Below are 24,631 nucleotides of genomic sequence, written 5' to 3'. Positions count from 1 at the left end.
TACTTACGCTGTGCCATGCCAGCAAAGTAGTTCCATACAGCCGATGCTGAGGAGAATTGATTATGATCATTAACAAACGTTTTGCCACCGCCGCAGTGGTGATCACTCTGGCTCTGTCGCTGAGTGCCTGCTCGAATATGTCTAAACGCGATCGTAACACGGCGATTGGCGCGGGTGCAGGTGCGGTAGGCGGTGCAGTGCTGACCGACGGTAGTGCACTGGGAACCTTGGGTGGGGCCGCTGTTGGGGGCATCATTGGCCACCAGGTGGGCAAATAAGCCACGGCTTGCGGATACCTCTGCCGATAGGCTGACAAAAGCGCTCGCGCTTTGACGTCTAATTGAAAAAAATCTTTCAGGTCTATTTAACCGTTTATCATTTTGATGAATGCAGCCGCAGTGACACACTGCGGCATATTTCATTCAGCGGCTCAACCGCCTGCCAGCTTGACCTTCATGCCCTTGGCTTCCAACAGTTGCTTTAGCAGGTCACGTTTATCGCCCTGAATTTCGATCACACCGTCCTTTACCGAGCCGCCACAGCCACACTTCTTTTTCAGTTCAGCAGCCAGCTTGTCCAATGCCACATCATCCAGATCGACGCCGGTGATCAGACAAACGCCCTTGCCTTTTCTCCCGCTGGTCTGGCGTTGAATACGCACGATGCCATCGCCTTTGGCACGTTCTGGCTTGGCTTCTTCCTGCTTGATACGCCCACTGTCGGTGGAATACACCAGGCGGCTATTATCGTCATTCATACTGGACTCCTTAAACCAGTGAGGCTCGGATAGCGCTGAGCGCTGCCGCGGGATCGGCAGATTGGGTGATCGGGCGGCCAATCACCATATAATCCACACCAGCGGCCAGAGCCTGCACTGGCGTCATCACACGGCGCTGATCGCCTGCGGCGCTGCCTTCCGGGCGAATACCCGGAGTAACCAACTGGAACTGGCTACCACAGGCGGCTTTCAGGCGCGAAGCTTCCTGCGCAGAACAGACCACACCATCCAGGCCACAGTCGCGCGTCAGGCGAGCCAATCTTTCCGCCTGCTCCGCCGGGCTGAGATCGATACCGATAGCGTGCAGGTCTTCCGCTTCCATGCTGGTAAGCACGGTTACCGCAATCAATAACGGCGCATCCGCACCATAGGGCAGTAACGCCTCTTTGGCAGCGGTCATCATACGAGCACCACCGCTGGCATGAACGTTGACCATCCATACTCCCAAATCCGCCGCAGCGGCGACGGCGTGTGCCGTGGTGTTCGGGATATCATGGAATTTCAAATCGAGGAAAACGTCAAATCCGCGCTGATGCAGGTCGCGTACTATCTCAGGCCCGAACAGGGTAAACATCTCTTTGCCCACTTTGAGCCGGCAATCTTGTGGATCGATACGATCGGCAAAAGCCAATGCGGCAGAACGGTCGGCGTAATCCAATGCCACGATGATGGGCGATGATTTCAAGTCATTGTTATTTGAATTATTTTCAGACGTCATTGCTTCTACCTTGTGTGAAATGGACAGACATTTGTGAGCCGCCAGCAAAACTGACCGCCGCATTCTACATGCCGAGCAGCGGAAATCCCAGTCACGCAATCCGTTAGCGTTACGTAATGTTAATGCAGTGTTCGTCATTGACTGTCAATAACGCCCCGCGCCCTTAACCAAGGGTAAGTAAAGCGCGGTAAAGAAGCGTAAATTGTTAATCAAATAATTTGATTAACATGCTCAAGCCTATCTAATTTCATCTGATTAAAAATGCTTTATTATTCAACCCATAGAAAGCGGAAACACTTTCATGTTTAAAACTAAATTGGAGAAAATTATGAAAGGCATCAAATATTTTGCAGCAGCTACCGTTCTGACCCTGACCTCATTTGCCAGCCTGGCCGCTGAGCCGGTCAGCCAGCAGCAGGCACAAAGCCTGACTGAAGTGGGTGTCGTTTCTGCCGGTGGTGTCACCACGCTGAGCAGCCTGGAAGCCAAACTGGCGGCCAAGGCCGCAGCCCAAGGCGCTAGCGGCTACCGCATCGTCGCCGCCGGTGGCAACAACATGCTGCATGGCGACGCGGTTATCTATAAATAAGCATCGATTTCTGAGTGGGCGCAGCATGCAGCGCCCCTACGCTTTGAGGCCGGGGGGGTTGTCAGGCACCCTCTGGCGGCAGACGCTCAGCACCAATTGCCGTAGCCAACGATGTGCTGGATCTGCCTCGGATCGTGGGTGCCACAGCTGGGATATCGTAATAGCTTTGGTGGTTACTGGCAGTTCAAAAGCCCAGAGCGTAGCCACAGCCCCTGCTTTATCGGTCACCGGTTGGTTGATAAGGAATGTGGCAGGCACCAGCGCCACTAGATCGGACGCCTGAGCCACGGCCAAGGCGGCCGGGAAACTCGGCACTACGGCAGCAATGTTGCGCTGCAAACCCAGTTCAGCCAGTGCGTCGTCTACCGGCCCGCTGGTACGTTCCCGCCGCGAGGCGACAACATTGCCCAGAGCCGCATAGTGGCTGGCCGTTATCTCTGGCTCCAGCCTCAGCGGATGCCCCGCTCTTACCACGCCAACAAAGTGATCCCTGAACAACGCCTGTAGGCGTATTTCCGGCCCCATGGTCCCCAACACGCCAATCTCCAGATCAACCAATCCTTCACGTAAGTGCCTTGAGGTTTTCTCTGGCTTGGGTGAAAAACGCAGGCGCACCAACGGCGCAGCCTTCGCCGCCGCCGCTATCAGCGACGCGCCAAACGCCTCAACGAATCCCTCGTTGGCACGAATGATAAAGGTGCGTTCCAACGTGGCAAGGTTCAATTCTGTAGCCGAAGGCCGCAGCACCGCGCGCGCCGCAAAGACCGCATTCTGTGTACGTTCCCGCAACTGTTCTGCATAAGGCGTCAACACCATGTGCCGTCCGGCTCGCACCAGCAAGGGATCTTCGGTAGCGGTACGTAGCCGGGTGAGCGTACGGCTCATGGCCGACGCACTCAGGCCAAGACGACGCGCAGCCCCTGCCACGCTGGCTTCGGCAAGTAGCGCATCAAGGGCGATGAGTAAATTGAGATCGGGTTCAGTCATGGCTCATAGTATCTCGGCCAGAAAAATGAGGAAAGGCTGCCGATGAAAGAATGACTCGTTGCCCATTCGTTTTGTTACGGAATTATTAAATTTTCATTACACCCTAGACAGACCCGCACGCTTGACCTAGCTTGATGTAAACCTCCAGCGTAAAAGGCAGCAAAATGAGCGAGATATCGACACTGACCATCAAAATCCCTGTGGCACTGAAAGAGCAAATCAAGGCGATTGCCTTGGAGAACCAGCTTTCATTAAGCGCAGAGGTTTGCCAACGGCTGGAAGACAGCTTCGCGGTGCCAGCCAAAGCCAACAAGAAAGCGGCTCCGCTGCATCATGACGATATCGATAATCAGGGCACCGAAGAAGAGATTGAACAGCCACTTAGCCAGAAAGAGCTGAAGAAGCTACGTCAATTGTTGAAAGGCGGCGTGAAAAGCAGCAAGAAGAAATAACCCCGAGCAAATCAGCAGACGTTAACTCAGTGCAACTCCCCTCACCCTAGCCCTCTCCCCCAAGGAGAGGGGATTGTATGTGCTACAAATTGGCACCTGCGACCTATGCCAACGCCCTCGCCTTGTAGAAGGGGGAAATTGTTATTGCCCGTCCAAGCCACGGATCGGTTTTACCGACGACCAAGCCCGACATGAAGGACAATGCCAATAAAGTGAATGAGCGGTAAAGCCGCATTTGTGGCAGCGGTAGCGCGGTTTGGTGCGGATTTGCTCGCCTACCATGTCCCGTAACAACAGCAGGCTTTCCTTGGCGCGCCCGTCTTCAGCATCTGCCAGATGGTAATCCATCAGGCGATAAAACACGCGCATGGTCGGATGACGTTGCAACTGGCGATTGATATACACCTGCACCACATCGCTCCCTTCCCGCTGTTCGATAACTTCTGCCAGCATTAGTTCTGCCGTAGCGCCGGTATTCTCCGCCACGCAGCGTTTGAGGAACTCAGCCCACTCTTCCTGCTGTTGCGGCAGCTGTTGATAGCATTCTTGCAGCATCGGCAGCGCTTCGCTGACCAGTTCTTTGTCCTGATCGAGCACGCGCGTCAAGGTTTCTACCGCTTTGGCATATTCCTGTTGCGCCATAAAGATGCGCCCAACCATGATCGACACCCGGGCACACTGTTTATCCGCCGATGCGGCACGCTTAAGCAGGCTCATCGCCTTGTCCAGATCGTCGCTGCCCATCGCCTGTAGAGCCAGTTCACAATAAAAATGCGCGATCTCGATACGTTGCTTGTCCTTGCCCAGCTTGACCAGCTTTTCTGCCACCTCGATGGCTTTCTGCCAATCGCTGGTTGCCTGGTGGATCACCAGTAACTGTTGCAGCGCGGAAACACGGAAGTCTTCTTCGTTGATCAACTGGCTGAACATGTCTTCGGCGCGGTCGTACAACCCGGCGGCCATGTAGTCACGCCCCAGTTGCTGTATCGCCAGCAGACGCTGTTCGAAGGTGAGAGAGGCGCTTTCCATCAGGGCCTGGTGAATGCGGATGGCACGATCGACCTCACCACGCGAGCGGAACAGATTGCCTAACGTGAGGTGAGCTTCAACGGTGTTGCTGTCCTCTTTCAACATGTCGAGAAACAGATCGACCGCTTTATCCTGCTGGTTGGAAAGCAGGAAGTTAACCCCCGCCACGTATTCACGCGACAGGCGGTTGGCTTCCTGTTGTTTATCCTGCTGAGCACTTCTGCGGCCCATGTACCAACCGTACGCGGCAGCTACAGGCAGCAACAGAAACAGCAGCTCTAACATAACAGATTATTCCTTGCTGACTGCGGGCAATGATGCCGGCTCGACAGGTACTTCGAGTTGCAGTTCCAGCCTTTTGATTTTCCGCTCTGCACGCCCGAGAGCGATGCGTGTGCGCAGATAGAATAAACCGCAGATGATCCAACCCAGTACAAAGCCAGCACCAAACAGGGTGGCCAACAGGGTAGATATCGGATATTCGCCCTGAGCAACTAAATAGTTAAACGTCACCACCTGATCGTTATGCGCGCCCAGCGTGACTGAAGCCACGAATATCACCAGAACCAATAAAAAAATCAGCAAATATTTCACATTCTTTCCCGCAATGCCGAGTGAATCGGATGAACTCTACCCCTGGGGTCACAAATCACAGCCCAAATCGGCTTTTGCTTCACCTTGGGTAATTGCCATTAAGTGGCGTCCCTGTTACTTAAGTTAGCATTTCCCGTCGTGGCAGGGAAACCCTGGCAGACGATAAAACCGCAGATCTGCTGGGATATTCACCAAGAAATGCCGCACCGGCGCAAATTAATGAGAAAGCTTCTCAAAATCACAGGTTTGATAAGATATGGGGGCAAAAGCGCAGATTGCAATGCGGGGGCAAATTCGGCGTTAATGCGGCCCCGAATTGGAGCCGCCAATATGTGACAATGTCACGTCATGACATAATCAACCCCCCATCGACGTTGATGGTCTGGCCGGTAATATAGCAAGCATCGTCAGAGGCCAGGAATGCCACCAGCCCAGCGACATCTTCAGGCTGTCCGGCACGTTTGAGGGGGATGCCCTGCACCCACTCCGCCATCAATTCCCCTTTGCCATAACGTTTTTCCGGCGTACTGAGAATTTCCCCCCATACGCGATCGTTGTAATCCCACATTTCGCTTTCAATGATCCCCGGGCAGAACGCATTGACGGTGATATTGTGGCAGGCCAGCTCCAACGCCAGGCTCTGGGTGATGCCAATTACCCCCATTTTGCTGGCGGCATAATGAGGCGTGTAGATAAAGCCATTGCGCCCCTGGCCGGAGGAGGTATTGATCAAGCGGCCACCGCCCTGCTTCACCATATACTTGGCGGCTTCACGGCAGCATAGCCAAACGGCGGTGGTGTTGACCGCCAACACCTTGTCAAAATCGCTTTTGGGCATTTCATCGAAACGGTCGATGGTGATCACCCCGGCATTTTGAATCGATACGTCGATACGGCCAAAGGTTTCCCAGGCTTGCAGATACATATCGCTGACCTGGGCCTCATCGGTCACGTCCAGCTTCACCGCCACAATCTGCACTTGATGCCGCTGACGCAGTTGTTCTGCGGTTGCAAAAATCCGATCGCTGTTCGAGGCCATCACCAGATTGGCTCCCCGCGCCGCAAACCGCTCCGCTATGCCTGCACCAATCCCACGGCAGGCACCGGTCACTACCACCGTTTTATCACTAAATTGCTGTTTCATACTGATCCCTCGGTTAGGCAAATTGTCGATTGTGGCTGCCATAGCGTGCGCTGTACCGCCTGCTGCCAGCCTAGATAGTTCTCTTGCAGCTCCAGATGCCGCTGCATATCGGGTTGGAATTCATCATGCTCAGGTAGCAAGGCCAGCAATTGCCGATCCTCCAGAGCAAAGCATTGCCGCATGGCCAGCAGTGCTGCACCAATGGCCGAAAGCTCTGGCGTATTGCTGCGCGCTACCGGGCAACCCAGCAAATCGGCCTGGAACTGCATGAGCCAGTCATTACGGCTTGGCCCACCGTCGGCCATCAGGCAATGCAACTGGAAACCCGGGTGCTGGTGTAATGCTCCGATCACATCGGCAATCTGGTAGGCCACCGCCTCCAGCGAGGCTCGGATCACATGAGCGCGCTGTGTACCACGGCTCAAGCCGCAGATAACCCCGCGAGCACGGTCATCCCACCAGGGAGCGCCCGTCCCGGTGAGTGCCGGTACAAAGTAGACTCCTTCGGTGCTGGCTACGCTGGCTGGCAGTTCACTGAGTAATCGTTGATCGGTCATCTCCATGTGCGTGATCCCCAACATCCAGGCCACGGCATCGCCGGTGTGGGGGATATTGCCTTCGAGGGCATATTGCGGACGATTGCCGTCATGCCAGGCAATGGTGGTAGCCAACTGGGTGATGCCATAATGCAGATCGTCAACAGGAGCCATCACCGAAGATCCGGTGCCATAAGTCGCTTTGACCCTGCCCGCCAGCCCTAATCCGTGCCCATATAACGCGGCATGGGAATCACCGATCATGGCGCAGATGGTAATACCGTCAGCGATCCCTGCAACCCCCTGCGTCACACCAAAATGATGGCTTGAAGGGCACACCTGTGGCAGCGCCACTTCGGGAATACTGAACAGCTTCAGCATCCCTTGGTCCCAATGCCCGCTAGCCAGGTTAAGCAACTGCGTCCGAGCCGCATTGGAGCGGTCGCAACAAAATTGCTGGCCGCCAGTCAGATGCCACAGCAACCAGGCGTCCACCGTTCCCAGGCACACTTCGCCCTTTTCTGCCAGTTGCTGCCCTTGCGGCGTATTGTCCAGCAGCCAGCGCATTTTGGAGGCGGAAAACAGCGGTGCAATCGGTAACCCTGTCACCTGACGGATCAAATCATCTTGCCTGTCGCGGCGTAATTGGTCGCAAAACGCTGCGCTGCGCGAACACTGCCAGGTAATTGCTGGGCCGATCGGTTGACCGTTATGGCGATACCAGCCCATTGCCGTTTCGCGTTGGTTGCTGATGGCGATGGCGGCGATACGTGCTTCTCCAACCTGAGTAATCGCCTCGCGTAACACCGTCAATGAGGCTTCCAGTAACGCTTCCCCTCGCTGCTCTACCCAGCCAGCCTGCGGCGTCTGTAACGTCAGGGGACGGCTGCTGGTGGCAATCACTTGCCCCATGGCATTCACCACTACCGCTTTGGCATTGCTGGTTCCTTCATCCAATGCCACTACGCAATCACGCTTATCCATGGCTCACCTCGGCCAGCGGTTGGGCCGCTTTCTTCTCATGGCGCTGCATCAGGGTCACTTTGCTCTGCAACCGTTGCTGGAACTGATCGATCACCACCGCAGTCACGATCACCAACCCTTTGATCACCATCTGCCAGAACTCGCTGACGCCCAGCATCACCAGGCCGTCCGCCAGGAACACGATCACGAACGCACCAATGATCGAGCCAAATACCCGCCCACGCCCACCGCTAAGTGCGGTTCCGCCCAGCACGGTGGCCCCAATGGCGTCCATTTCAAACATGTTGCCGGTCATTGGATGTGCCGTTTGCAGCTGCGAGGCGATCACCAGCCCAACCAACGCGGCACACATGCCGGAAAAGGCGTAGACAAACATCTTCACTTTAACGATCGGCACACCGGAAAGCCGCGCCGCCGACTCATTACCGCCAATGGCATAGATATAACGGCCCAGCGGCGTTTTCTTGGTGATATAGATGCCCAGCAACACCACTACCAGCATCAGCCAGATCGGATTGTAGATGCCGAGAAAAGTGCCGGATCCCAGCGTAGCAAAGCCGGTATTGCCCAACGCTTCCATGCCCACCAGATTGGGGTAGGTTTTACCGTCGGCGGTCAACAGCGCCGCACCACGGGCCACATACATCGCCCCCAAGGTGCAGATAAACGGTGCCACGCCCAGCTTGGTGATCAGGGTGCCGTTAACCAGACCAATAGCGATACCGGCAATAGCCACCACGATAAAGACTTCGTACACGTTGAGAAACAACAGGTTACCGCCACAGATCGGGATCCCGACGGTCAGCAGTGCACCAGCGATCATGCCGCAAACGCCCGCTACCGCTCCCACGGAAAGGTCGATCCCGCCGGTCAGGATCACCAGTGTCATCCCCACCGCCAGTAAACCGGTAATGGCCACGTGCTGGGTCATGATCAGCAGGTTGGACACCGTCAGGAAATTGGGCACCATGCTGCTGAAAAACAGCACCACCAGCAGCAAGGCGATGAAAGTTCGCGCCTGTAGCAAATACATATACAACCGGTATTTGGTTTGCATCTTGTTATCCTTAAGCATGAGGGGTAGAGGCACGGATCAGCAGTTCGCGATCGGCTTGTTCTCGGGGAAAATCGGCCGTGAGCCTGCCATCCGCCATCACCATCACTCGGTCCGCCAGCGACACCACCTCATCCAGTTCAGAAGACGAAAACATGACCGCCAGCCCCTGGCGCGCCATGGCGCCAATCAGGTGATAAACGTCGGTTTTCGCTCCCACATCGATGCCGCGTGTCGGTTCGTCGAGAAACACCACCTGCGGCCCGGTCAACAGCGCCTTGCCCAGCACCACCTTTTGCTGATTGCCGCCGCTCAGTGAAGTCACCGGCAGCCCCGCATCGCTAACCTTGATCGCCAGCTTTTCAATCATGCCGTTGACGATATCGGTTTCACGTTGCGCACCAATCGGCTTGATGGCATTCCGTCCGAGACTGGATAACGTCATGTTGGCCTGGATCGACATCATCTGAACCAGTCCTTCCGCTTGCCGGTCTTCCGGCACCAACGCCATGCCACCGCGCATCCGATCACGAAAGCTGGTGCGTTCAACGTTTTTACCGTTCAGCAGGATTTGCCCGGCGGTTTGGCGCATTACGCCGTTGATCACCTTGAACAATTCGGTCCGTCCGGCCCCTAATAGGCCATAAATGCCGATCACCTCGCCCCGGCGTACCGAGAAACTGACGTCATGCAAACGATAGCCACCGTTTTCATGCGGCAGCGTCAGGCCGTTCACCCGCAATACCTCTCCACCCTTTTCGGCCGGAACATAATCGAAGTGCTTTTTCTTCTCGCCGACCATTTTTTCGATGATCCAGGGAATGCTGACGTTGGCGATCTGTTCCGCCGCCACAAAGCGGCCATCGCGAAACACCGTCACCTGGTCGCCAATCTCCATCAGTTCTTCCAGACGGTGGGAGATGTAGATCAGCGTGACGCCGCGCTTTTTCAGATCGGCAATCACCTTGAACAGCGTGCGAACCTCCACCTGGCTGAGTGCCGAGGTCGGCTCGTCCATGATCAGCACCTGCGTATCTTTCGCCAGCGCGCGGGCGATTTCGACCAGTTGCTGATGGCCAATCGCCAGACTGCCCAGCAAGGTATGCGGATCGACATTCAGCTCCAACCGCTCCAGCAAGGATTTGGCCAGTTGGTACTGGTATTCCACGTTGATGCGGCCACGCTGGAAAAACTCGTTCCCCATAAAGATGTTGTCCATCACCGACATGTTGGGGAACAGGTTCAGCTCCTGAAAGATGATGCTGATACCGTGCTTCTCCGCCTGATGGGTGGAGTGCAGCTCAATCTGCTGCCCGTCCAGTTCAATGCTGCCGGAGGAAGGCCGTTCCACCCCGGCCAGCAGCTTCATCATGGTGGATTTGCCTGCGCCATTTTCGCCGATCAGCACGTTGACCTGATTGCGAAATACCTGATAGTTGACGCTGTCGAGTGCCGTAACGCCGGGATAGCGCCGTGAGACGTTATGGGTCTGGATAATGACAGGGTTGCTCATAACCTCTCCTCAGGGTTGGATGCGTACCGGGGTGATCAGCAGGGGCTCCGCAGGCAGTTGCCAACTGGTAAACACGCCATACACGGTGATTTTGTCGCCCACCTTCGGTACAAAACCTGCCAGTTCAGCGATCGAAGCCTGATTGATGGCCTTGGCGAAATCGCCAAACAGGGTCTGATCGTTAAAATCGCCATAGCCCAGGCCACGGTAGTTATCGCGCAGCACCGTGCCGCGATAAACCGGACCAATCTGCACGTCGACACTGCCGATCGGCCCAGCGGTCAGTTTGAGCGTCAGGCGGCCACTGCGGGACTGCGTATTGATCGCCGTGATCTCCCCACTGACCTGAGTGCTGAAGTGGCAAGGGAATTCCGGCTGTGCACGGTAACCAAACTGCTGGCAGGCCGTAGAAAAATCCTTTGCCTGCTCAATCTGCGCGATCAGGCTAGCCAGCGGCACGGCGCTGTTCATCACCTGTGGCACCATCTGCTCATGGTAAAGCGCTGCGGCCTGGGCCAAGTGCGGGTTAACCGGGCTTTGCAGCGCCGCCATCTCCTGTTGTGAAACAATGCGACAACCGCTCAGCGCCATCACAGCAGCGATTGCCAACGCAATACGCTTGGACATAAAAACCTCCAGTCACACCCCGCCGTAACGGGGTGTTGAATATGCCATTACCACTGTGGGTTATTGCTGATAGTTGAACTCATTGACCTTGTTGGCATTCTTTTGGTCGATCAGAATGCCGCGGAACATGATGCGCTCCTTGCCGGTGTAGCTGCCGGACTTGAAATAACCATCCAGGATATCCACGCCCTGGCTAGCGATGGCCTGGGCTTGCAACATCACGCTGGCGTATAAATCACCATTGAGGATCGCGTCACGTTCATCGTTGCTACCGTCGATGCCGACTACCGTCACATCCTTACGCCCAGCCGCCTTCAGCGCGGCGACAACACCAAGCGCGACAGGACCGTTGCCACAGATAACGCCCTTGATATCCGGGTGGGCCTGCAAGATGCTATCCATAATGCGTTTGCCTTCCAGTAGGTTACCCTTGGCATCCTGGCGGGCGACGCTGACCATCTCAGGGTATTGGTCGATGACGTTGTGGAACGATTGTGACCGTGTCACACAGTTGTTATCGGCCAGGTTGCAGGTCAGCTCGGCGTATTTGCCGGTTTCCGCCATTTTCTCGACAAACTGGTTGGCGACGTCGGACCCGGCCTGGAAGTTGTTATGGGTGATCTGTGCCAACGCCACACCGTCAACCGGGATCTCGCGGTTGATCAGCACCACCGGGATCCCGGCATTTTTGGCCTGCTGCACCGCCGCAACGCTGGCCTGAGAATCGGCATTATCGAGCACGATCCCTTGTACCTTGCGGCCAATAACCAGGCTGATCAGTTCCCCCTGGCGTTTGACATCCTCACCGTGGGACAGCACCAGTGTGCTGTAACCCAACGCTTTGGCTTTGCTTTCCGCCCCTTTGGCTTCGGCAGAGTAATAAGGGTTATCCAGGGAGTTCACCAGGATGGCGATGGTGCCTTTTTCTGCGGCCTGAACGGGCATCAGGGCGCAACCGGCAAGTAGGGTCAGGTAAGTGGCTATCTTTTTCATGATGGTGTTCTCTTATCGTTGTGTTGAACATCGTCTGGTGTTGGTGGCCGGGGCGGTGCCGCTTACCAAATGGTAAAACCGCCGTCGATCATCAGATCCGCACCGGTGATCATGTCGCTGCCGTTACTGGCAAAGAACAGGATCGCCGCTGCAATTTCATCGGTGTAGGCAAAACGCCCTAGCGGGATCAGTTTCTTCATCTCTTCGCCCTTCGCTCCCCGCCAGGCTTTTTCCCCCATTGGCGTCAACACCACGGTGGGCGACAGCGTGTTGACCGTGATCCCATGCGCGGCCCACTCTTTGGCCATCACTTTGGTCATGCCCAGTAAACCCGCCTTGGCCGAGGTATAGGCACAGTGATTATCAATGGCGATCGAGGCGGCCTGAGAAGCAATATTGATGACCTTGCCGCCATGCTCGGCCGCCATCAGCCGCTGAGCGAAAGCCTGTGCGCACAGGAAAGGTCCGGTCAGGTTAACGGCGAGATGTTGCTGCCATTCAGCAAAGGAGATTTCGGTGGCGGGCTGCAAATTGACGTATCCCGCGCAGTTCACCAGAATGTCCAACCGGCCCCAGCACTGTTGGGCGGCACTAAAGGCAGTGGCCACGGACTGAGGATCGGCAACATCGCACACCTGATACGCGACCTTCTCCTCGCCGAGTTGCTGTTTGATCGCCGCGACTTTTTCCTGCTCGAAGGCGGGATACATCAGTACCAGCCTGGCCCCTTTCTCTAACAACATCTGGTTGGCCGCCATGGCAATACCGCCAAGCCCACCGGTCACCACCGCCACCTTGCCTGCCAACGACATTTGCGTGTCGACACCGTAACGTAAATTCACGTCGTATTCGTTTTGGCTCATCCCGTTCTCCTTATTTATTCAGTTGCTGATGCAAACCTGCGGCGTCTATCGCATATTGCTGACGCAATGCGGCACGGCTGCTGCTATGGGTAAACTCATAGGCGGGAACACCCAATGGCACGAAGGTCTGGCGCAGTTGATGTTTGAGTAGCAGTTCGCTGATGATGGTGGCCAGACCGCCGCTGAGCACGTGTTCTTCCATGGTGATCACCTGCTGATGCTCGCGGATCAACGCCACCACCGCCAGTTCATCCAATGGCCACAGCGAAGGTAAGGACACCACGGTAGGATCGTTCCCCATCGCCAGCACTTTCATCGCTTCATGCGCGATGGTGCCCAGGCAGAACACCACACAGCCGGTCCCTTCATGCAGCACTTCTGGTTGTCCCGGACGGAAGTGATAGCCTTCCTCATGCAGCAGTGGCAATTTGTCACTATCCATGCGGATATAAGCCGGGCCAGGATTGGCGATCACGTGGCGCACAATCTCTGCAGCCTGTCGCCCGTCTGCCGGGGCATACACCGCCAGATTCCCCAGCGTGCGAGCAATGGCGATATCATTCATGCAATGGTGAGTGGCACCCAACGGGCCATAGCCAAACCCCGCGTTCAATCCCAGCATTTTTACGTTGGTCGCCGAGTAGCACACATCGTTCTTCATCTGTTCGTTGGAACGGGCAAACAGGAACGGCGCCGCGTTGGCGGTGAAAACGGTTCTTCCGCTAAGCGCGATCCCTGCGGCCATGCCGACCATATTCTGCTCGGCGATACCGACGTTAATCACCCGCTCCGGATAAGCCAGCTCGAACGGGCCGATTTTTGAGGTGGAGGTAGAGTCTGCCACCATCACGCTCAGATCCGCGCCAGCCTGTTGTTGCTCAATCAGCGTGTTGATCACTGCATCACGTAAGTCCTGCATGATTAATCCTCCAGTTCTGCCAGCGCCTGCGCCAGCTGTTGATCGTCAGGAACGGCGTGGTGCCAGGCCGGGACATTGGTCATAAATGACACGCCATGCCCTTTCTCGGTATTCGCCAGGATCACCCGTGGTTTATCTTGCCCAGGGCGATTGATGGCTTCGATCAATGCCTGCGGATCGTGGCCGTCGCACTCGATCACCTCAAAGCCAAAGGCTTGCCATTTATCCGCCAACGGCTCCAGCGGCATGATGTCTTCGGTTTTTCCGGCCAGTTGCAGCCGATTGCGATCGACGATGGCAATCAGGTTATCCAGCTTGAATTTACTGGCGGACATGGCGGCTTCCCAGTTGGAGCCTTCTGCCAGTTCTCCGTCCCCCAGCAACACAAAGGCGCGACGGTGAGAGCGCCCCGCCAGCTTGTTGCCCAACGCCAATCCAACGGCAATCGGCAGCCCATGACCCAGACCACCCGAGTTGATCTCTACCAGTTCGGGCAGCTTTTGATGAATTGGATGCCCAGCCAGCAAGGTGTCATCCCCCATGTACTGATCGAGTACCGCCGGATCCAGCAGACCCATGGCGGCGCAGCTGCAATAAAAGCCCCCAGCGCCGTGGCCTTTTGACAAAATGAAACGATCCTGATCGGGACGAGCCTGGCTGCGATCCATCACCGCCATATACAGCGTGCAGATGATGTCGATTTCTGACAGATCGGCACCGGTGTGGCCCTTGCCCGCTTTATGGTTCATGGTCACAACGTAACGGCGGGCCTGTCGCGCCGTGTGGTTAATCGTCTGAATGTCCATCATCACCTCATGTTGGCTTTTCGTTTCACCGCCCTGACACCATGAACAGTCGATAAAAACGAATCATTGATTTTCGAACGAAATCATATAGTGCTAATTCGATAATTGTTGTGGCGCAGATCAAATTTCAAACAAAAATGGATGATTGCCATTTTATGAATGAAAACAGCAGAATGGCACTTTAACAGCGACTTTATCGGCAATAGACAGCAGGCAAGGAGATCTTGAGCAGCCTTTTATCAATCATTCATTTTCAAACGAAAACCAATATTGTATCCTGCGTTATCAATGGCTTTATCATTGCAAGCGGGCTAAAATCCTGCGCATTGGCGGTGATGTACGGCACCATGCAGCCCATGGCACGCGAGGGAGTATTTCGATTGAAAAGCAAAAGTGAACAGCTGGCGGAAATGCAACAACGGCGGGAGAAGATCCTCGACATGATCCGTGAAGACGGGTCGGCCACGGTAAAAATGTTGACGGAAACCTTCAATCTGACCGAGGCCACTATCCGTACCGATTTGCGCGTGTTACAGCAGCAAGGCTATGTGCAGCGGTTTCATGGCGGAGCGACGCTGGTAGACGGCAAACAGAATACCCATGCGCTCCTGTTGGAACGGCAGGTCAATCTGGCGGAAAAGGATCGCATTGGGGAATTGGCAGCCAGCTTTATTGAACCGGGCGATACCATCATTCTGGATTCTGGCACCACCACCACGGCGATTGCCAACCACCTGAGCCATATCAAAAAGCTTTCGGTGATCACCACCGGGGTCAATATCGCGTTGCAACTGGGCGGCGAGCCAGGGGTCAATATTTTACTGACCGGCGGTTCGTTCAAATTCCCGACGCTATCGACCTCCGGCGACAAAGCCGCCAGCTTTTTCCAAAACGTGCTGGCGCAGAAGCTGTTTCTGGCCACGGCCTGCATTTCTCCGCGCCTGGGGCTGAGCTTTCCGAGCGAAACCGACATCAAGGTCAAGATGGCCATGATCAACGCGGCCAATACGGTGTATGTGGTGGCAGACTCCAGCAAAATCGATAAGGTTTCGATGTTTGCGCTGCCCTGTGACTGGAGCCATATCAACTACCTGATCACCGACGCAGGGATCGGCCCTACGGCGGTGCAGGCATTTGAAAAACTGGGTGTGAAGGTGCTGATTGCTGGCGCCTGAGATGAAGATGGGCGCAACATGCAGTGCCCCAACGTCATGAACTTGAGCCGTCGCGCTCGCTGATTTCTTGTTGCTCCTGCGGTGGAATGGTAAGTGGCCCAAACCAACGCTGCGTCAGCCAACTGGCCAGGGTCACCAGCAGCCAGCTGATAACGATCGCCATTGCCAGATCCCGCGGCCAATGCATACCGAGCATCAGGCGGCTCGCCATCACGCCAAACGCCCACACCATCAGCACCGCGACGGTTTTATAATGCCGCCGTGGCCACAGCAACCCAACCCCCAGCAGTGCCCACATGGCCGCAAACATCGTGTGGCCCGAAGGGAACGAAAAGCCGGTTTCAAACTGCCAGTGTTTGCTCAACCATTCCGGCACCAGCGTCTGATCCCGCAACTGCTCTTTGACCAGGGCACTGCGCTGCTTCCTGTCCAACGAGTAGAAGTATTTATCATCAATCTGGTGGGTCGATTCCAGCCATATGACGAATGGCCGAGGGGCTTGTACCTGCTCTTTGATGGCGGATTTAACCGCCTGCCCTAGACCAATCGCCGCAGACAGCAGGATGAACAACCCTACCGCCGGTTTCAGCCGAAAGCGCAAGCACCACAAAAACCAGGCCGACAGGATCAGGCTGGTAAGGATACCCCAGGGCGCGGTAACGGTTTCCGTCACCCAAAACAGCGCTTTCAACAGACTTTCATTGCCGCCGGGTTGCCAGTGCCAACCAAAAATCCAGACCGCCAGCGGCAGCAACATCAGCACAAAGGCTCCGCCCGCGGTGCGTTTTACTATCTTTAACATCCATTTATCCTTTAACTAAGGGTAACTCGCAGTGTAACAATCTTGTGTTCTCAGCAAAACAAGAGAAATTAGGCAGATAACCGGCCTATTGCATTAATAGGTGCGCTAAAACACCAGATGCTGCTTTGCTGAGCACCGCTCAGCCAGAAGTTATGGCAAAATAGCCGGTAACGAATGAAATAGCGATCGTCGCCGTCTGTTTTAATGCTGGTCAGTCCCCTGTTCCAGTCGTAGGATGCACGTAGCGATTTGACAGGTAAGTGTTTTTGGAGAGTGACATGCAGCTTAAACGTGTGGCGGAAGCCAAACTGCCAACGCCATGGGGCGATTTCCTGATGGTGGGATTTGAAGAACTGGCCACCGGGCACGATCATCTGGCACTGGTTTTCGGTGATATCTCTGGCGAAACTCCGGTGCTTTCACGGGTACATTCCGAATGTCTGACTGGCGATGCGCTGTTTAGCCTGCGCTGTGACTGTGGTTTTCAACTGGAAGCCGCGTTGGAGCAGATCGCAGAGGAAGGCCGTGGCATCCTGCTGTATCACCGCCAGGAAGGCCGTAACATCGGTCTGTTGAACAAGATCCGTGCCTATGCGTTGCAGGATAAAGGCGCGGACACGGTGGAAGCCAACCACCAGCTAGGCTTTGCCGCCGATGAGCGTGACTTCACCCTGTGCGCCGATATGTTCAAACTGCTGGGGGTGGATGCGGTACGCCTGCTGACCAACAATCCGAAGAAGGTCGAGATCCTGAGCGAGGCGGGAATTAACATCTCCGAGCGCGTGCCGTTGATCGTTGGCCGTAACCCGAAGAACGAGCGCTACCTGGCCACCAAGGCCGCCAAAATGGGCCATCTGCTGGACAGATAGCCCCCTCACACTAACCCTCTCCACAGGGAGAGGGAACCGATCGAGTTCGCTGATTTTTCTGCGAAATACCCTTACCTTTCCCCGCATCCCGAAGCAGCACTATCCCATCACGTGCTCCGGCCAGCTCCCTCTCCCTGTGGGAGAGGGTTGGGGTGAGGGCAACCTACAGCATTTTGCGAATAACGTAGTGCAGAATGCCGTCGTTCTGGTAATAGGTAAGCTCATTGCCGGTATCAATGCGGCAACGGGTATTCAGCACCACCTGCCGCCCATCGGCATAGGTGATATTGACCGCTACCGTCTGGCCGGGTTGCAACGCCTGCAATCCGCTGACATCGATCTGTTCTTCCCCCGTCAGACCCAGCGTTTTGCGCGTGACCCCCTGCGGGAACTCCAGCGGCAAGATGCCCATGCCAATCAGGTTGGAACGGTGGATACGCTCGAAGGATTCGGCAATCACCACTCGCACCCCCAATAGACGCGGGCCTTTGGCTGCCCAGTCGCGGCTGGAGCCAGAGCCATACTCTTTACCGGCGATCACCGCCAGTGGCACCTGCTCCTGCTGATACTGCATGGCGGCATCATAGATCGCCATCTGATTCTGCGAAGGCAGATGCCTGGTATAACCGCCCTCCACACCCGGCACCATTTCGTTACGGATACGGATGTTGGCGAAGGTGCCCCGCATCATCACTTCGTGGTTACCGCGGCGCGAGCCGTAGGAGTTGAACTCTTTCGCCTCGACGCCACGTTCGCTCAGGTAGCGCCCCGCCGGGCTGTCACGCTTGATGTTGCCCGCTGGAGAGATATGGTCAGTGGTGACGGAATCTGCCAGGATCGCCAGAATACGTGCGCCATGAATATCCTGTACCGGATCCGGCTGTGCCTTCATGGTAGTGAAGAAAGGAGGATGACGAATATAGGTAGAGTCGGCTTGCCATTCATAGGTCGCGGAACCGGTCACCTGGATCGCTTGCCAATCGGCGTCGCCGTCAAACACTGCGCCATATTCCTTATGGAACATTTCGGTACTGACCTCGGCCACCGCCTGAGCAATCTCCTGGCTGGTAGGCCAGATATCCCTCAGATAGACCGGCTTGCCGTCACGACCGGTACCCAACGCATCTTGGGTCAGGTCGACCTTCATGTTCCCTGCCAGCGCATACGCCACCACCAGCGGCGGTGAGGCTAACCAGTTGGTTTTCACCAAGGGATGAATACGCCCTTCAAAGTTACGGTTACCGGACAATACGGCACCGACGGTGAGGTCGCCCTCTTTGATCGCCTGCTCAATCGGCTCCGGCCACGGGCCAGAGTTCCCGATACAGGTTGTGCAGCCGTAGCCAACCAGGTTAAAGCCCAGTTGCTCCAGATACGGTGTCAGCTTGGCGCGGTCGAAGTATTCAGTGACCACTTTGGAACCAGGTGCCAGCGAGGTTTTCACCCAAGGCTTGGTTTTCAACCCTTTTTCAACGGCCTTTTTCGCCAGTAACCCGGCGGCCATCATCACACTCGGGTTGGAGGTGTTGGTACAAGAGGTAATGGCTGCTATCACCACCGCACCGGTATGCAGATCAAGGCTTTTGCCATTCAGCGTCAAGCTTTTAACGTCCTGCTTATCTTTCTGACCGCCAATTTCCAGCTCGGTCGCAGCGGTAAACGCCTTCGGTACCTGTGGCAATGCAACGCGGTCCTGTGGCCGTTTTGGCCCTGCCAGACTGGCCTCGACCGTAGACATATCCAACGACAGCGTGCTGGTAAACACCGGCTCATCGCCTGGGTCACGCCACATCCCCTGGGCCTTGGCATAGGCTTCCACCAAGGCAATCTGTTCGGCGCTACGGCCACTTAATTGCAGATAGCCCAACGTCACGTCATCTACCGGGAAGAAGCCACAGGTGGCCCCAAACTCTGGCGACATGTTGGCGATGGTCGCCCGATCCGCCAGCGGCAAATCGGCCAGTCCATCCCCATAAAATTCAACAAACTTGCCCACCACGCCGTGCTTACGCAGCATCTGCGTGACGGTCAGCACCAGATCGGTGGCCGTTATACCTTCGGCTAACTTACCGCTGAGTTTAAAGCCCACCACATCCGGGATCAGCATCGACACCGGTTGGCCCAGCATGGCGGCTTCGGCTTCAATACCGCCGACGCCCCAGCCCAATATGCCCAGGCCGTTGATCATGGTGGTGTGCGAGTCGGTCCCCACCAGGGTATCGGGGTAAGCAATGCGTTGGCCGTTTTCTTCGGTATGCCAAACGGTTTGCCCCAGATACTCCAGGTTCACCTGATGGCAGATACCCGTGCCGGGCGGCACCACGCGAAAGCGGTTGAAGGCCTTTTGCCCCCAGCGCAGGAAGGTGTAGCGTTCGTGGTTACGCTCCATTTCGATACGCACGTTCTCACCAAAGGCGGCATCATCGCCAAACTCATCGACGGTAACTGAATGGTCGATCACCAAATCGACCGGTGATAACGGGTTCACCTGATCAACCTTGCCACCCAGGCGCAGCACGGCTTCACGCATCGCCGCCAAATCAACAACGGCTGGCACGCCAGTAAAGTCCTGCATCAGCACCCGCGCCGGGCGATAAGCAATTTCCCGATCGGCATGACCGGTTTGCAACCAGCCCACGATCGCCTTGAGATCGTCAACCTGTACCGTATCACCATCCACATGGCGCAACAGGTTTTCCAATAACACTTTCATCGATTTCGGCAGCCGGTCAATATCCCCCAACTGTCTGGCCGCCAGTGGCAAACTGTAATAGTGATACTCACTACCCAGTGCGACCAGCTTATCCATACTCGTTTTACGAAGATCGGACGACATAGCTCCTCCATTTTTTTATTGTGTCAAACCAGGGTCATTTCTGAGGTCTTCTTTAAAGATAACACAAACCCCATGTAACGTTTTGATAACAACACGTTTTGATCATAACGATAGGTGAGAGCAATCAAAGGCGGGAAGATACTGACAGGTCAATGAGTTAGCGAACTGATATGACGACAAAACCGCCCTGTCGGCGGCTTTGTCGGTTGAATGCATTGCGAGTTGGCGGCTTATTTGGTCGGCAGCGAAATATCCTTGAACATCGCCTCGATTTCTTCATTGGTGCGTAACGCAACGGCGGTATCGACCACGTCGCGGGTCAGATGCGGTGCGAAGCGCTGGATAAAGTCGTACATATAGCTGCGCAGGAAGGTACTGCGACGGAATCCGATCTTGGTGGTGCTGTAAGTGAAGATATCGCGAGCATCCACCATCACCAGGTCTGGATCCTGCACCGGATCGACCGCCATGCTGGCGATCACCCCTACACCCAATCCCAGGCGTACATAGGTCTTGATGACGTCAGCATCGGTAGCGGTAAACACGATACGTGGCGTCAGCCCTGCGCGGTTAAACGCCGTATCCAGCTCTGAGCGCCCCGTAAAGCCAAAGGTATAGGTGACGATAGGATACTCGGCCAACTCTTCAATGGTGATGTGGCTCTTGCCCGCTAATGGGTGATCGGGCTTCACCACTACCGCCCGATTCCAGTGGTAGCACGGAAGCATGATCAAATCGTCATACAGATGCAGCGCTTCCGTGGCGATGGCAAAATCTGCCGAGCCTTTGGAAACCGCTTCGGCAATCTGCGTTGGCGAGCCTTGATGCATATGCAGCGAGACGCGCGGGTAACGCTCGATAAAGCCTTTTATCACGTTTGGCAAGGCGTAGCGTGCCTGGGTGTGGGTCGTCGCCACGTACAGCGAGCCTTTGTCCGGGTAGGTATGCTCACCGGCAACGGCCTTGATGGCCTCGACTTTGGACAGCACTTCGCGGGCAATGCGGATAATTTCCTGACCGGCAGGCGTCACCTGGGTAAGATGCTTGCCACTACGGGCAAAGATCTGGATGCCTAGCTCATCCTCCAGCATCCTCACCTGCTTACTGATCCCCGGTTGCGAGGTATAGAGACCTTCAGCCGTGGAAGAGACGTTAAGGTTATGATTCACCACTTCTACGATGTAACGAAGTTGCTGCAATTTCATATTTTAATACCATCCTAGGTTAAACACTGCGGCTTGCCGCAGCCAGGTATCTCGGTGTTGCCCCGGTATGCTTAATTATCACAAGCCTTAAACACAGTGATTTCGCCCAGATGCTGATGAAAACGCCGTTGCTAATAAGCTTTAATCATAAAAAACGTTTTTATATAACCATTATATCATGCCACGGCATCAAGTATAGAGCTACGTCACAAGATGATAACGATCTTTTCGCATGATTATCAACGCCGAGCCTGGCCGATAAAAATAAGAAAAAGCACGCAAGAATAGATCCGCCAGCCGATTTCCGCCAATAAAAAACCAGCTCAATGAGCTGGTTTTTGCTGTTGCCTTGCGTCAGGGTTACTTCTTGCCTTCAACCCATTTGCCATCAACGAAGAAAGCGGACCAGCCGGTGGCCTTGCCGTCTTTCTCTGATGAGACATACTGTTGCTTGGTTTTACGGCTGAAGCGTACCATCGTCTTGTTGCCTTCAGGATCGGTCACTGGAGCATCGGCCAGATAGCTCAGTTTCTCCGGCAAACGATCTTTGAAGCGCCGCAACTCTTCCACTAACGGTGCACGGGTTTCGCGCGATTTAGGGAAGGTGTTGGCCGCCAGGAACACGCCAGCAGCCCCATCACGCAACACAAAGTAGGCGTCCGACTTCTCGCACGGCAACTCTGGCAGCGGGACCGGATCCTCTTTCGGCGGAGCAACTTCGCCGCTGCGCAGGATCTTGCGGGTGTTCTTACAGTTTTCGTTGGTACAACCCATGTACTTACCGAAGCGCCCCATTTTCAGGTGCATTTCAGAACCACACTTCTCACACTCCACGATCGGGCCGTCGTAACCTTTCAGGCGGAATTCGCCCTGCTCGATTTCGTAGCCGTCACAGGCCGGGTTGTTACCGCACACGTGCAGCTTGCGCTGGTTGTCGATCAGGTAGCTGTCCATCGCGGTGCCACATTTCTGGCAACGGCGACGGGCACGCAGGGCGTTGGTTTCTGCATCATCCCCTTCGAGGATGTTCAGCACTTCCGCTTCCGGCACCAGGTTGATGGTGGTTTTACAGCGCTCTTTCGGCGTCAACGCATAGCCGGAACAGCCGAGGAACACGCCGGTACTGGCGGTACGGATGCCCATCTTGCGGCCACAGGTCGGGCAGTCAATGCTGGTCATCACCATCTGGTTCGGGCGCATACCGCCCTCTTCAGGGTCTTTCTCGGCGGTTTCCAACTGCTCGCTGAATTCGGCAAAGAATTCGTCCAGCACCGCTTTCCATTCCGCCTGATTGTTGGCAACCTGATCCAGGCCACTTTCCATGCGTGCGGTGAAATCGTAATTCATCAGCTCACGGAAGTTTTCTTCCAGGCGGTCGGTGACGATCTCACCCATTTTTTCCGCATAGAACCGGCGGCTTTCTACCCGCACATAACCACGATCCTGAATGGTCGAGATGATCGAGGCGTAGGTAGAGGGACGGCCAATTCCGCGTTTTTCCAACTCTTTAACCAGCGAAGCTTCGCTGTAACGTGCCGGTGGCTTGGTAAAGTGCTGACTCGGGATCAGTTTTTGCAGATCCAGTTCCGTACCCACTTCCACAAACGGCAGGGTGCGATCTTCATCGCCCTTACGCAGCGCAGGCATGACCTTGGTCCAGCCATCGAAACGCAGCGTACGGCCTTTGGCACGCAGCAGGAAATCACCGGCTTTGACTGTCAGCGTGGTGGAGTCGTATTGCGCCGGTGTCATCTGACAGGCAACAAACTGACGCCAGATCAACTGATACAGTTTCTGCGCATCCGCTTCCATATCTTTCAGTTGTTCAGCCAACACGCTGACATCGGAAGGACGGATCGCTTCGTGCGCTTCCTGGGAGTTTTCTTTGTTGCTGTAATGATTAGGCGCCTTCGGCAGGTATTTGTCACCGAAGTTATCACCGATGTAACCACGCACCATGTTGACCGCATCCTGGCTCAGGTTGGTGGAGTCAGTACGCATATAGGTGATATGACCGGCTTCATACAGACGCTGAGCCATCATCATGGTTTTCTTCACGCCGAAGCTCAGGCGGGTACTGGCAGCCTGTTGCAACGTGGAGGTGATGAACGGCGCACCCGGTTTGCTGCTGGTCGGTTTGTCTTCACGATCCAGCACCGTATAACGGGCTTTTTCCAGCAAGTTCAGCGCGGCGTGAGTCTGCTCACGATTAACCGGTTTGAACGGCTTATCGTTGGCATGGGTCACTTCCATCTGCAGCGCGATTTCACCCTTCGCCAACAGATCGGCATGCAGTTCCCAGTATTCTTCTGGTACGAACGCCTTGATGTCGCGCTCACGCTCCACCACCAGCCGTACCGCAACGGACTGCACACGACCTGCGGACAGGCCACGGGCGATTTTTTTCCACAGCAGTGGCGACACCATATAGCCCACCACGCGGTCCATAAAGCGACGCGCCTGCTGTGCGTTGACACGATCGATATTCAGCTCGCCTGGCGCTTGGAACGCCTGCTGGATCGCATTTTTGGTGATTTCGTTAAACACCACGCGACTAAAGCGTTTTTCGTCCCCACCGATCACTTCCCGCAGGTGCCAGGCGATGGCTTCCCCTTCGCGGTCAAGGTCGGTTGCGAGGTAAATGTGGTCAGCATTTTCGGCTAACGACTTTAACTCGGCGACGACTTTTTCCTTACCGGGCAAAATCTCATATTGCGCTTCCCAACCGTGGTAAGGATCGACGCCCATGCGATTGACCAGTGCGGTCTTTTCATCTTTCTTGACTTTCTTTTTGGCTTTGTCTTTGGTTTTGTCTTCGCTGGACTCAGCACTCTTTTTGCTTGAGCCACTGGTCGGCAAATCACGGATATGACCGACGCTGGACTTCACCACGTAGTCATTACCTAAATATTTGTTAATAGTTTTGGCTTTTGCCGGGGACTCAACTATTACGAGAGCTTTGCCCATAATTACCTTTACCTGAATTTAATACTTCTAAAAAGAAGCTATTTGTCTCGCCGTACCGCGGCAATTCGTATCTCTTATTTATATTGCGGTACTCTGGCAAGAGATCAACATGTTTTTTTCTAATGGTTGCCTAACTGGTCAACCTGAACGCATCGCGGCAGCCTAAGCCGTTCATACCAGCCCCCAGAGGC

Annotated in this window: 23 protein-coding genes; 5 read left to right on the top strand and 18 right to left on the bottom strand. The window is 55.3% G+C overall.

Annotated elements, in window-relative coordinates; all coding sequences use genetic code 11:
• Window positions 1-59 precede the first annotated feature (59 nt).
• On the top strand, window positions 60-278 hold the full coding sequence (osmB, locus tag U869_RS0100755; protein WP_025119192.1) for an osmotically-inducible lipoprotein OsmB: 219 nt from the start codon (window positions 60-62) through the stop codon (window positions 276-278).
• A 152-nt stretch (window positions 279-430) separates the two neighbouring features.
• Here the strand turns inward: osmB and yciH are convergent, their stop codons facing one another.
• The gene (yciH, locus tag U869_RS0100750; RefSeq protein ID WP_025119193.1) at window positions 431-757 is read right to left on the bottom strand and encodes a stress response translation initiation inhibitor YciH; all 327 of its coding nucleotides are present in this window, start codon (window positions 755-757) and stop codon (window positions 431-433) included.
• A 10-nt stretch (window positions 758-767) separates the two neighbouring features.
• Complete coding sequence (pyrF, locus tag U869_RS0100745; RefSeq protein WP_025119194.1) at window positions 768-1,496, bottom strand: orotidine-5'-phosphate decarboxylase; 729 nt, start codon at window positions 1,494-1,496, stop codon at window positions 768-770.
• A gap of 328 nt (window positions 1,497-1,824) precedes the next feature.
• Between pyrF and U869_RS0100740 the strand changes: the two genes are divergently transcribed.
• Window positions 1,825-2,085 carry a YdgH/BhsA/McbA-like domain containing protein gene (locus U869_RS0100740; RefSeq protein WP_025119195.1) on the top strand — a complete coding sequence of 87 codons (261 nt, stop codon included), beginning with the start codon at window positions 1,825-1,827 and terminating at the stop codon, window positions 2,083-2,085.
• A 36-nt stretch (window positions 2,086-2,121) separates the two neighbouring features.
• Here U869_RS0100740 and U869_RS0100735 read toward each other — a convergent pair whose 3' ends face one another.
• Window positions 2,122-3,072 carry a LysR family transcriptional regulator gene (locus U869_RS0100735; RefSeq protein ID WP_025119196.1) on the bottom strand — a complete coding sequence of 317 codons (951 nt, stop codon included), beginning with the start codon at window positions 3,070-3,072 and terminating at the stop codon, window positions 2,122-2,124.
• A 164-nt stretch (window positions 3,073-3,236) separates the two neighbouring features.
• On the opposite strand from U869_RS0100735, the gene U869_RS0100730 reads away from it, so the two are divergent.
• Window positions 3,237-3,524: an Arc family DNA-binding protein gene (locus U869_RS0100730; RefSeq protein WP_025119197.1), complete on the top strand. Its 288-nt coding sequence runs from the start codon at window positions 3,237-3,239 to the stop codon at window positions 3,522-3,524.
• 141 nt (window positions 3,525-3,665) lie between these two features.
• On the opposite strand, the gene lapB is transcribed toward U869_RS0100730, so the two are convergent.
• From lapB to U869_RS0100675, 11 genes are all read right to left on the bottom strand, one after another.
• The gene (gene lapB, locus U869_RS0100725) at window positions 3,666-4,838 is read right to left on the bottom strand and encodes a lipopolysaccharide assembly protein LapB (RefSeq protein WP_025119198.1); all 1,173 of its coding nucleotides are present in this window, start codon (window positions 4,836-4,838) and stop codon (window positions 3,666-3,668) included.
• A 6-nt stretch (window positions 4,839-4,844) separates the two neighbouring features.
• Window positions 4,845-5,147 carry a LapA family protein gene (locus U869_RS0100720; RefSeq protein WP_025119199.1) on the bottom strand — a complete coding sequence of 101 codons (303 nt, stop codon included), beginning with the start codon at window positions 5,145-5,147 and terminating at the stop codon, window positions 4,845-4,847.
• Between the two features lie 346 nt (window positions 5,148-5,493).
• Entirely contained in the window at window positions 5,494-6,291 is a 798-nt protein-coding gene (locus U869_RS0100715; RefSeq protein WP_025119200.1) for a glucose 1-dehydrogenase, read from the bottom strand.
• A complete protein-coding gene (locus U869_RS0100710) occupies window positions 6,288-7,811 on the bottom strand; it encodes an FGGY family carbohydrate kinase (RefSeq protein ID WP_025119201.1) in 1,524 nt (507 codons plus the stop codon). Before U869_RS0100710 ends, U869_RS0100715 begins: the two co-directional genes overlap by 4 nt.
• Entirely contained in the window at window positions 7,804-8,868 is a 1,065-nt protein-coding gene (locus U869_RS0100705) for an ABC transporter permease (RefSeq protein ID WP_025119202.1), read from the bottom strand. Before U869_RS0100705 ends, U869_RS0100710 begins: the two co-directional genes overlap by 8 nt.
• A 10-nt stretch (window positions 8,869-8,878) precedes the next feature.
• A complete protein-coding gene (locus U869_RS0100700; RefSeq protein WP_025119203.1) occupies window positions 8,879-10,378 on the bottom strand; it encodes a sugar ABC transporter ATP-binding protein in 1,500 nt (499 codons plus the stop codon).
• 9 nt (window positions 10,379-10,387) lie between these two features.
• Complete coding sequence (locus U869_RS0100695) at window positions 10,388-11,005, bottom strand: DUF2291 family protein (RefSeq protein WP_025119204.1); 618 nt, start codon at window positions 11,003-11,005, stop codon at window positions 10,388-10,390.
• Between the two features lie 60 nt (window positions 11,006-11,065).
• A complete protein-coding gene (locus U869_RS0100690; RefSeq protein WP_369795040.1) occupies window positions 11,066-11,989 on the bottom strand; it encodes a D-ribose ABC transporter substrate-binding protein in 924 nt (307 codons plus the stop codon).
• A gap of 71 nt (window positions 11,990-12,060) precedes the next feature.
• A complete protein-coding gene (locus tag U869_RS0100685; RefSeq protein ID WP_025119206.1) occupies window positions 12,061-12,861 on the bottom strand; it encodes a GolD/DthD family dehydrogenase in 801 nt (266 codons plus the stop codon).
• A 10-nt stretch (window positions 12,862-12,871) separates the two neighbouring features.
• Window positions 12,872-13,780, bottom strand: a complete 909-nt coding sequence (locus U869_RS0100680) for a transketolase family protein (RefSeq protein WP_025119207.1) — start codon at window positions 13,778-13,780, stop codon at window positions 12,872-12,874.
• 2 nt (window positions 13,781-13,782) lie between these two features.
• Entirely contained in the window at window positions 13,783-14,586 is an 804-nt protein-coding gene (locus U869_RS0100675; protein WP_025119208.1) for a transketolase, read from the bottom strand.
• A gap of 380 nt (window positions 14,587-14,966) precedes the next feature.
• Here U869_RS0100675 and U869_RS0100670 point away from each other — a divergent pair, with 380 nt between their 5' ends.
• Complete coding sequence (locus tag U869_RS0100670) at window positions 14,967-15,761, top strand: DeoR/GlpR family DNA-binding transcription regulator (protein WP_025119209.1); 795 nt, start codon at window positions 14,967-14,969, stop codon at window positions 15,759-15,761.
• Window positions 15,762-15,795: 34 nt separating this feature from the next.
• Here the strand turns inward: U869_RS0100670 and pgpB are convergent, their stop codons facing one another.
• On the bottom strand, window positions 15,796-16,563 hold the full coding sequence (gene pgpB / locus U869_RS0100665; protein WP_025119210.1) for a phosphatidylglycerophosphatase B: 768 nt from the start codon (window positions 16,561-16,563) through the stop codon (window positions 15,796-15,798).
• A gap of 278 nt (window positions 16,564-16,841) precedes the next feature.
• On the opposite strand from pgpB, the gene ribA reads away from it, so the two are divergent.
• Window positions 16,842-17,432 carry a GTP cyclohydrolase II gene (gene ribA, locus U869_RS0100660; protein ID WP_025119211.1) on the top strand — a complete coding sequence of 197 codons (591 nt, stop codon included), beginning with the start codon at window positions 16,842-16,844 and terminating at the stop codon, window positions 17,430-17,432.
• A 163-nt stretch (window positions 17,433-17,595) separates the two neighbouring features.
• Here the strand turns inward: ribA and acnA are convergent, their stop codons facing one another.
• The 3 genes from acnA to topA all read right to left on the bottom strand — a co-directional run bounded on the left by acnA (window position 17,596) and on the right by topA (window position 24,440).
• A complete protein-coding gene (acnA, locus tag U869_RS0100655) occupies window positions 17,596-20,268 on the bottom strand; it encodes an aconitate hydratase AcnA (protein WP_025119212.1) in 2,673 nt (890 codons plus the stop codon).
• A 230-nt stretch (window positions 20,269-20,498) separates the two neighbouring features.
• Window positions 20,499-21,473: an HTH-type transcriptional regulator CysB gene (cysB, locus tag U869_RS0100650; protein ID WP_025119213.1), complete on the bottom strand. Its 975-nt coding sequence runs from the start codon at window positions 21,471-21,473 to the stop codon at window positions 20,499-20,501.
• A gap of 360 nt (window positions 21,474-21,833) precedes the next feature.
• Window positions 21,834-24,440, bottom strand: a complete 2,607-nt coding sequence (gene topA / locus U869_RS0100645) for a type I DNA topoisomerase (RefSeq protein ID WP_025119214.1) — start codon at window positions 24,438-24,440, stop codon at window positions 21,834-21,836.
• Between the last annotated feature and the right edge of the window lie 191 nt (window positions 24,441-24,631).

Origin of the sequence: Serratia sp. H1w (assembly GCF_000633355.1) — a bacterium.
In the GTDB taxonomy this organism is placed as follows: domain Bacteria; phylum Pseudomonadota; class Gammaproteobacteria; order Enterobacterales; family Enterobacteriaceae; genus Chania.
This window is presented reverse-complemented; position numbering and strand designations above follow the sequence as displayed.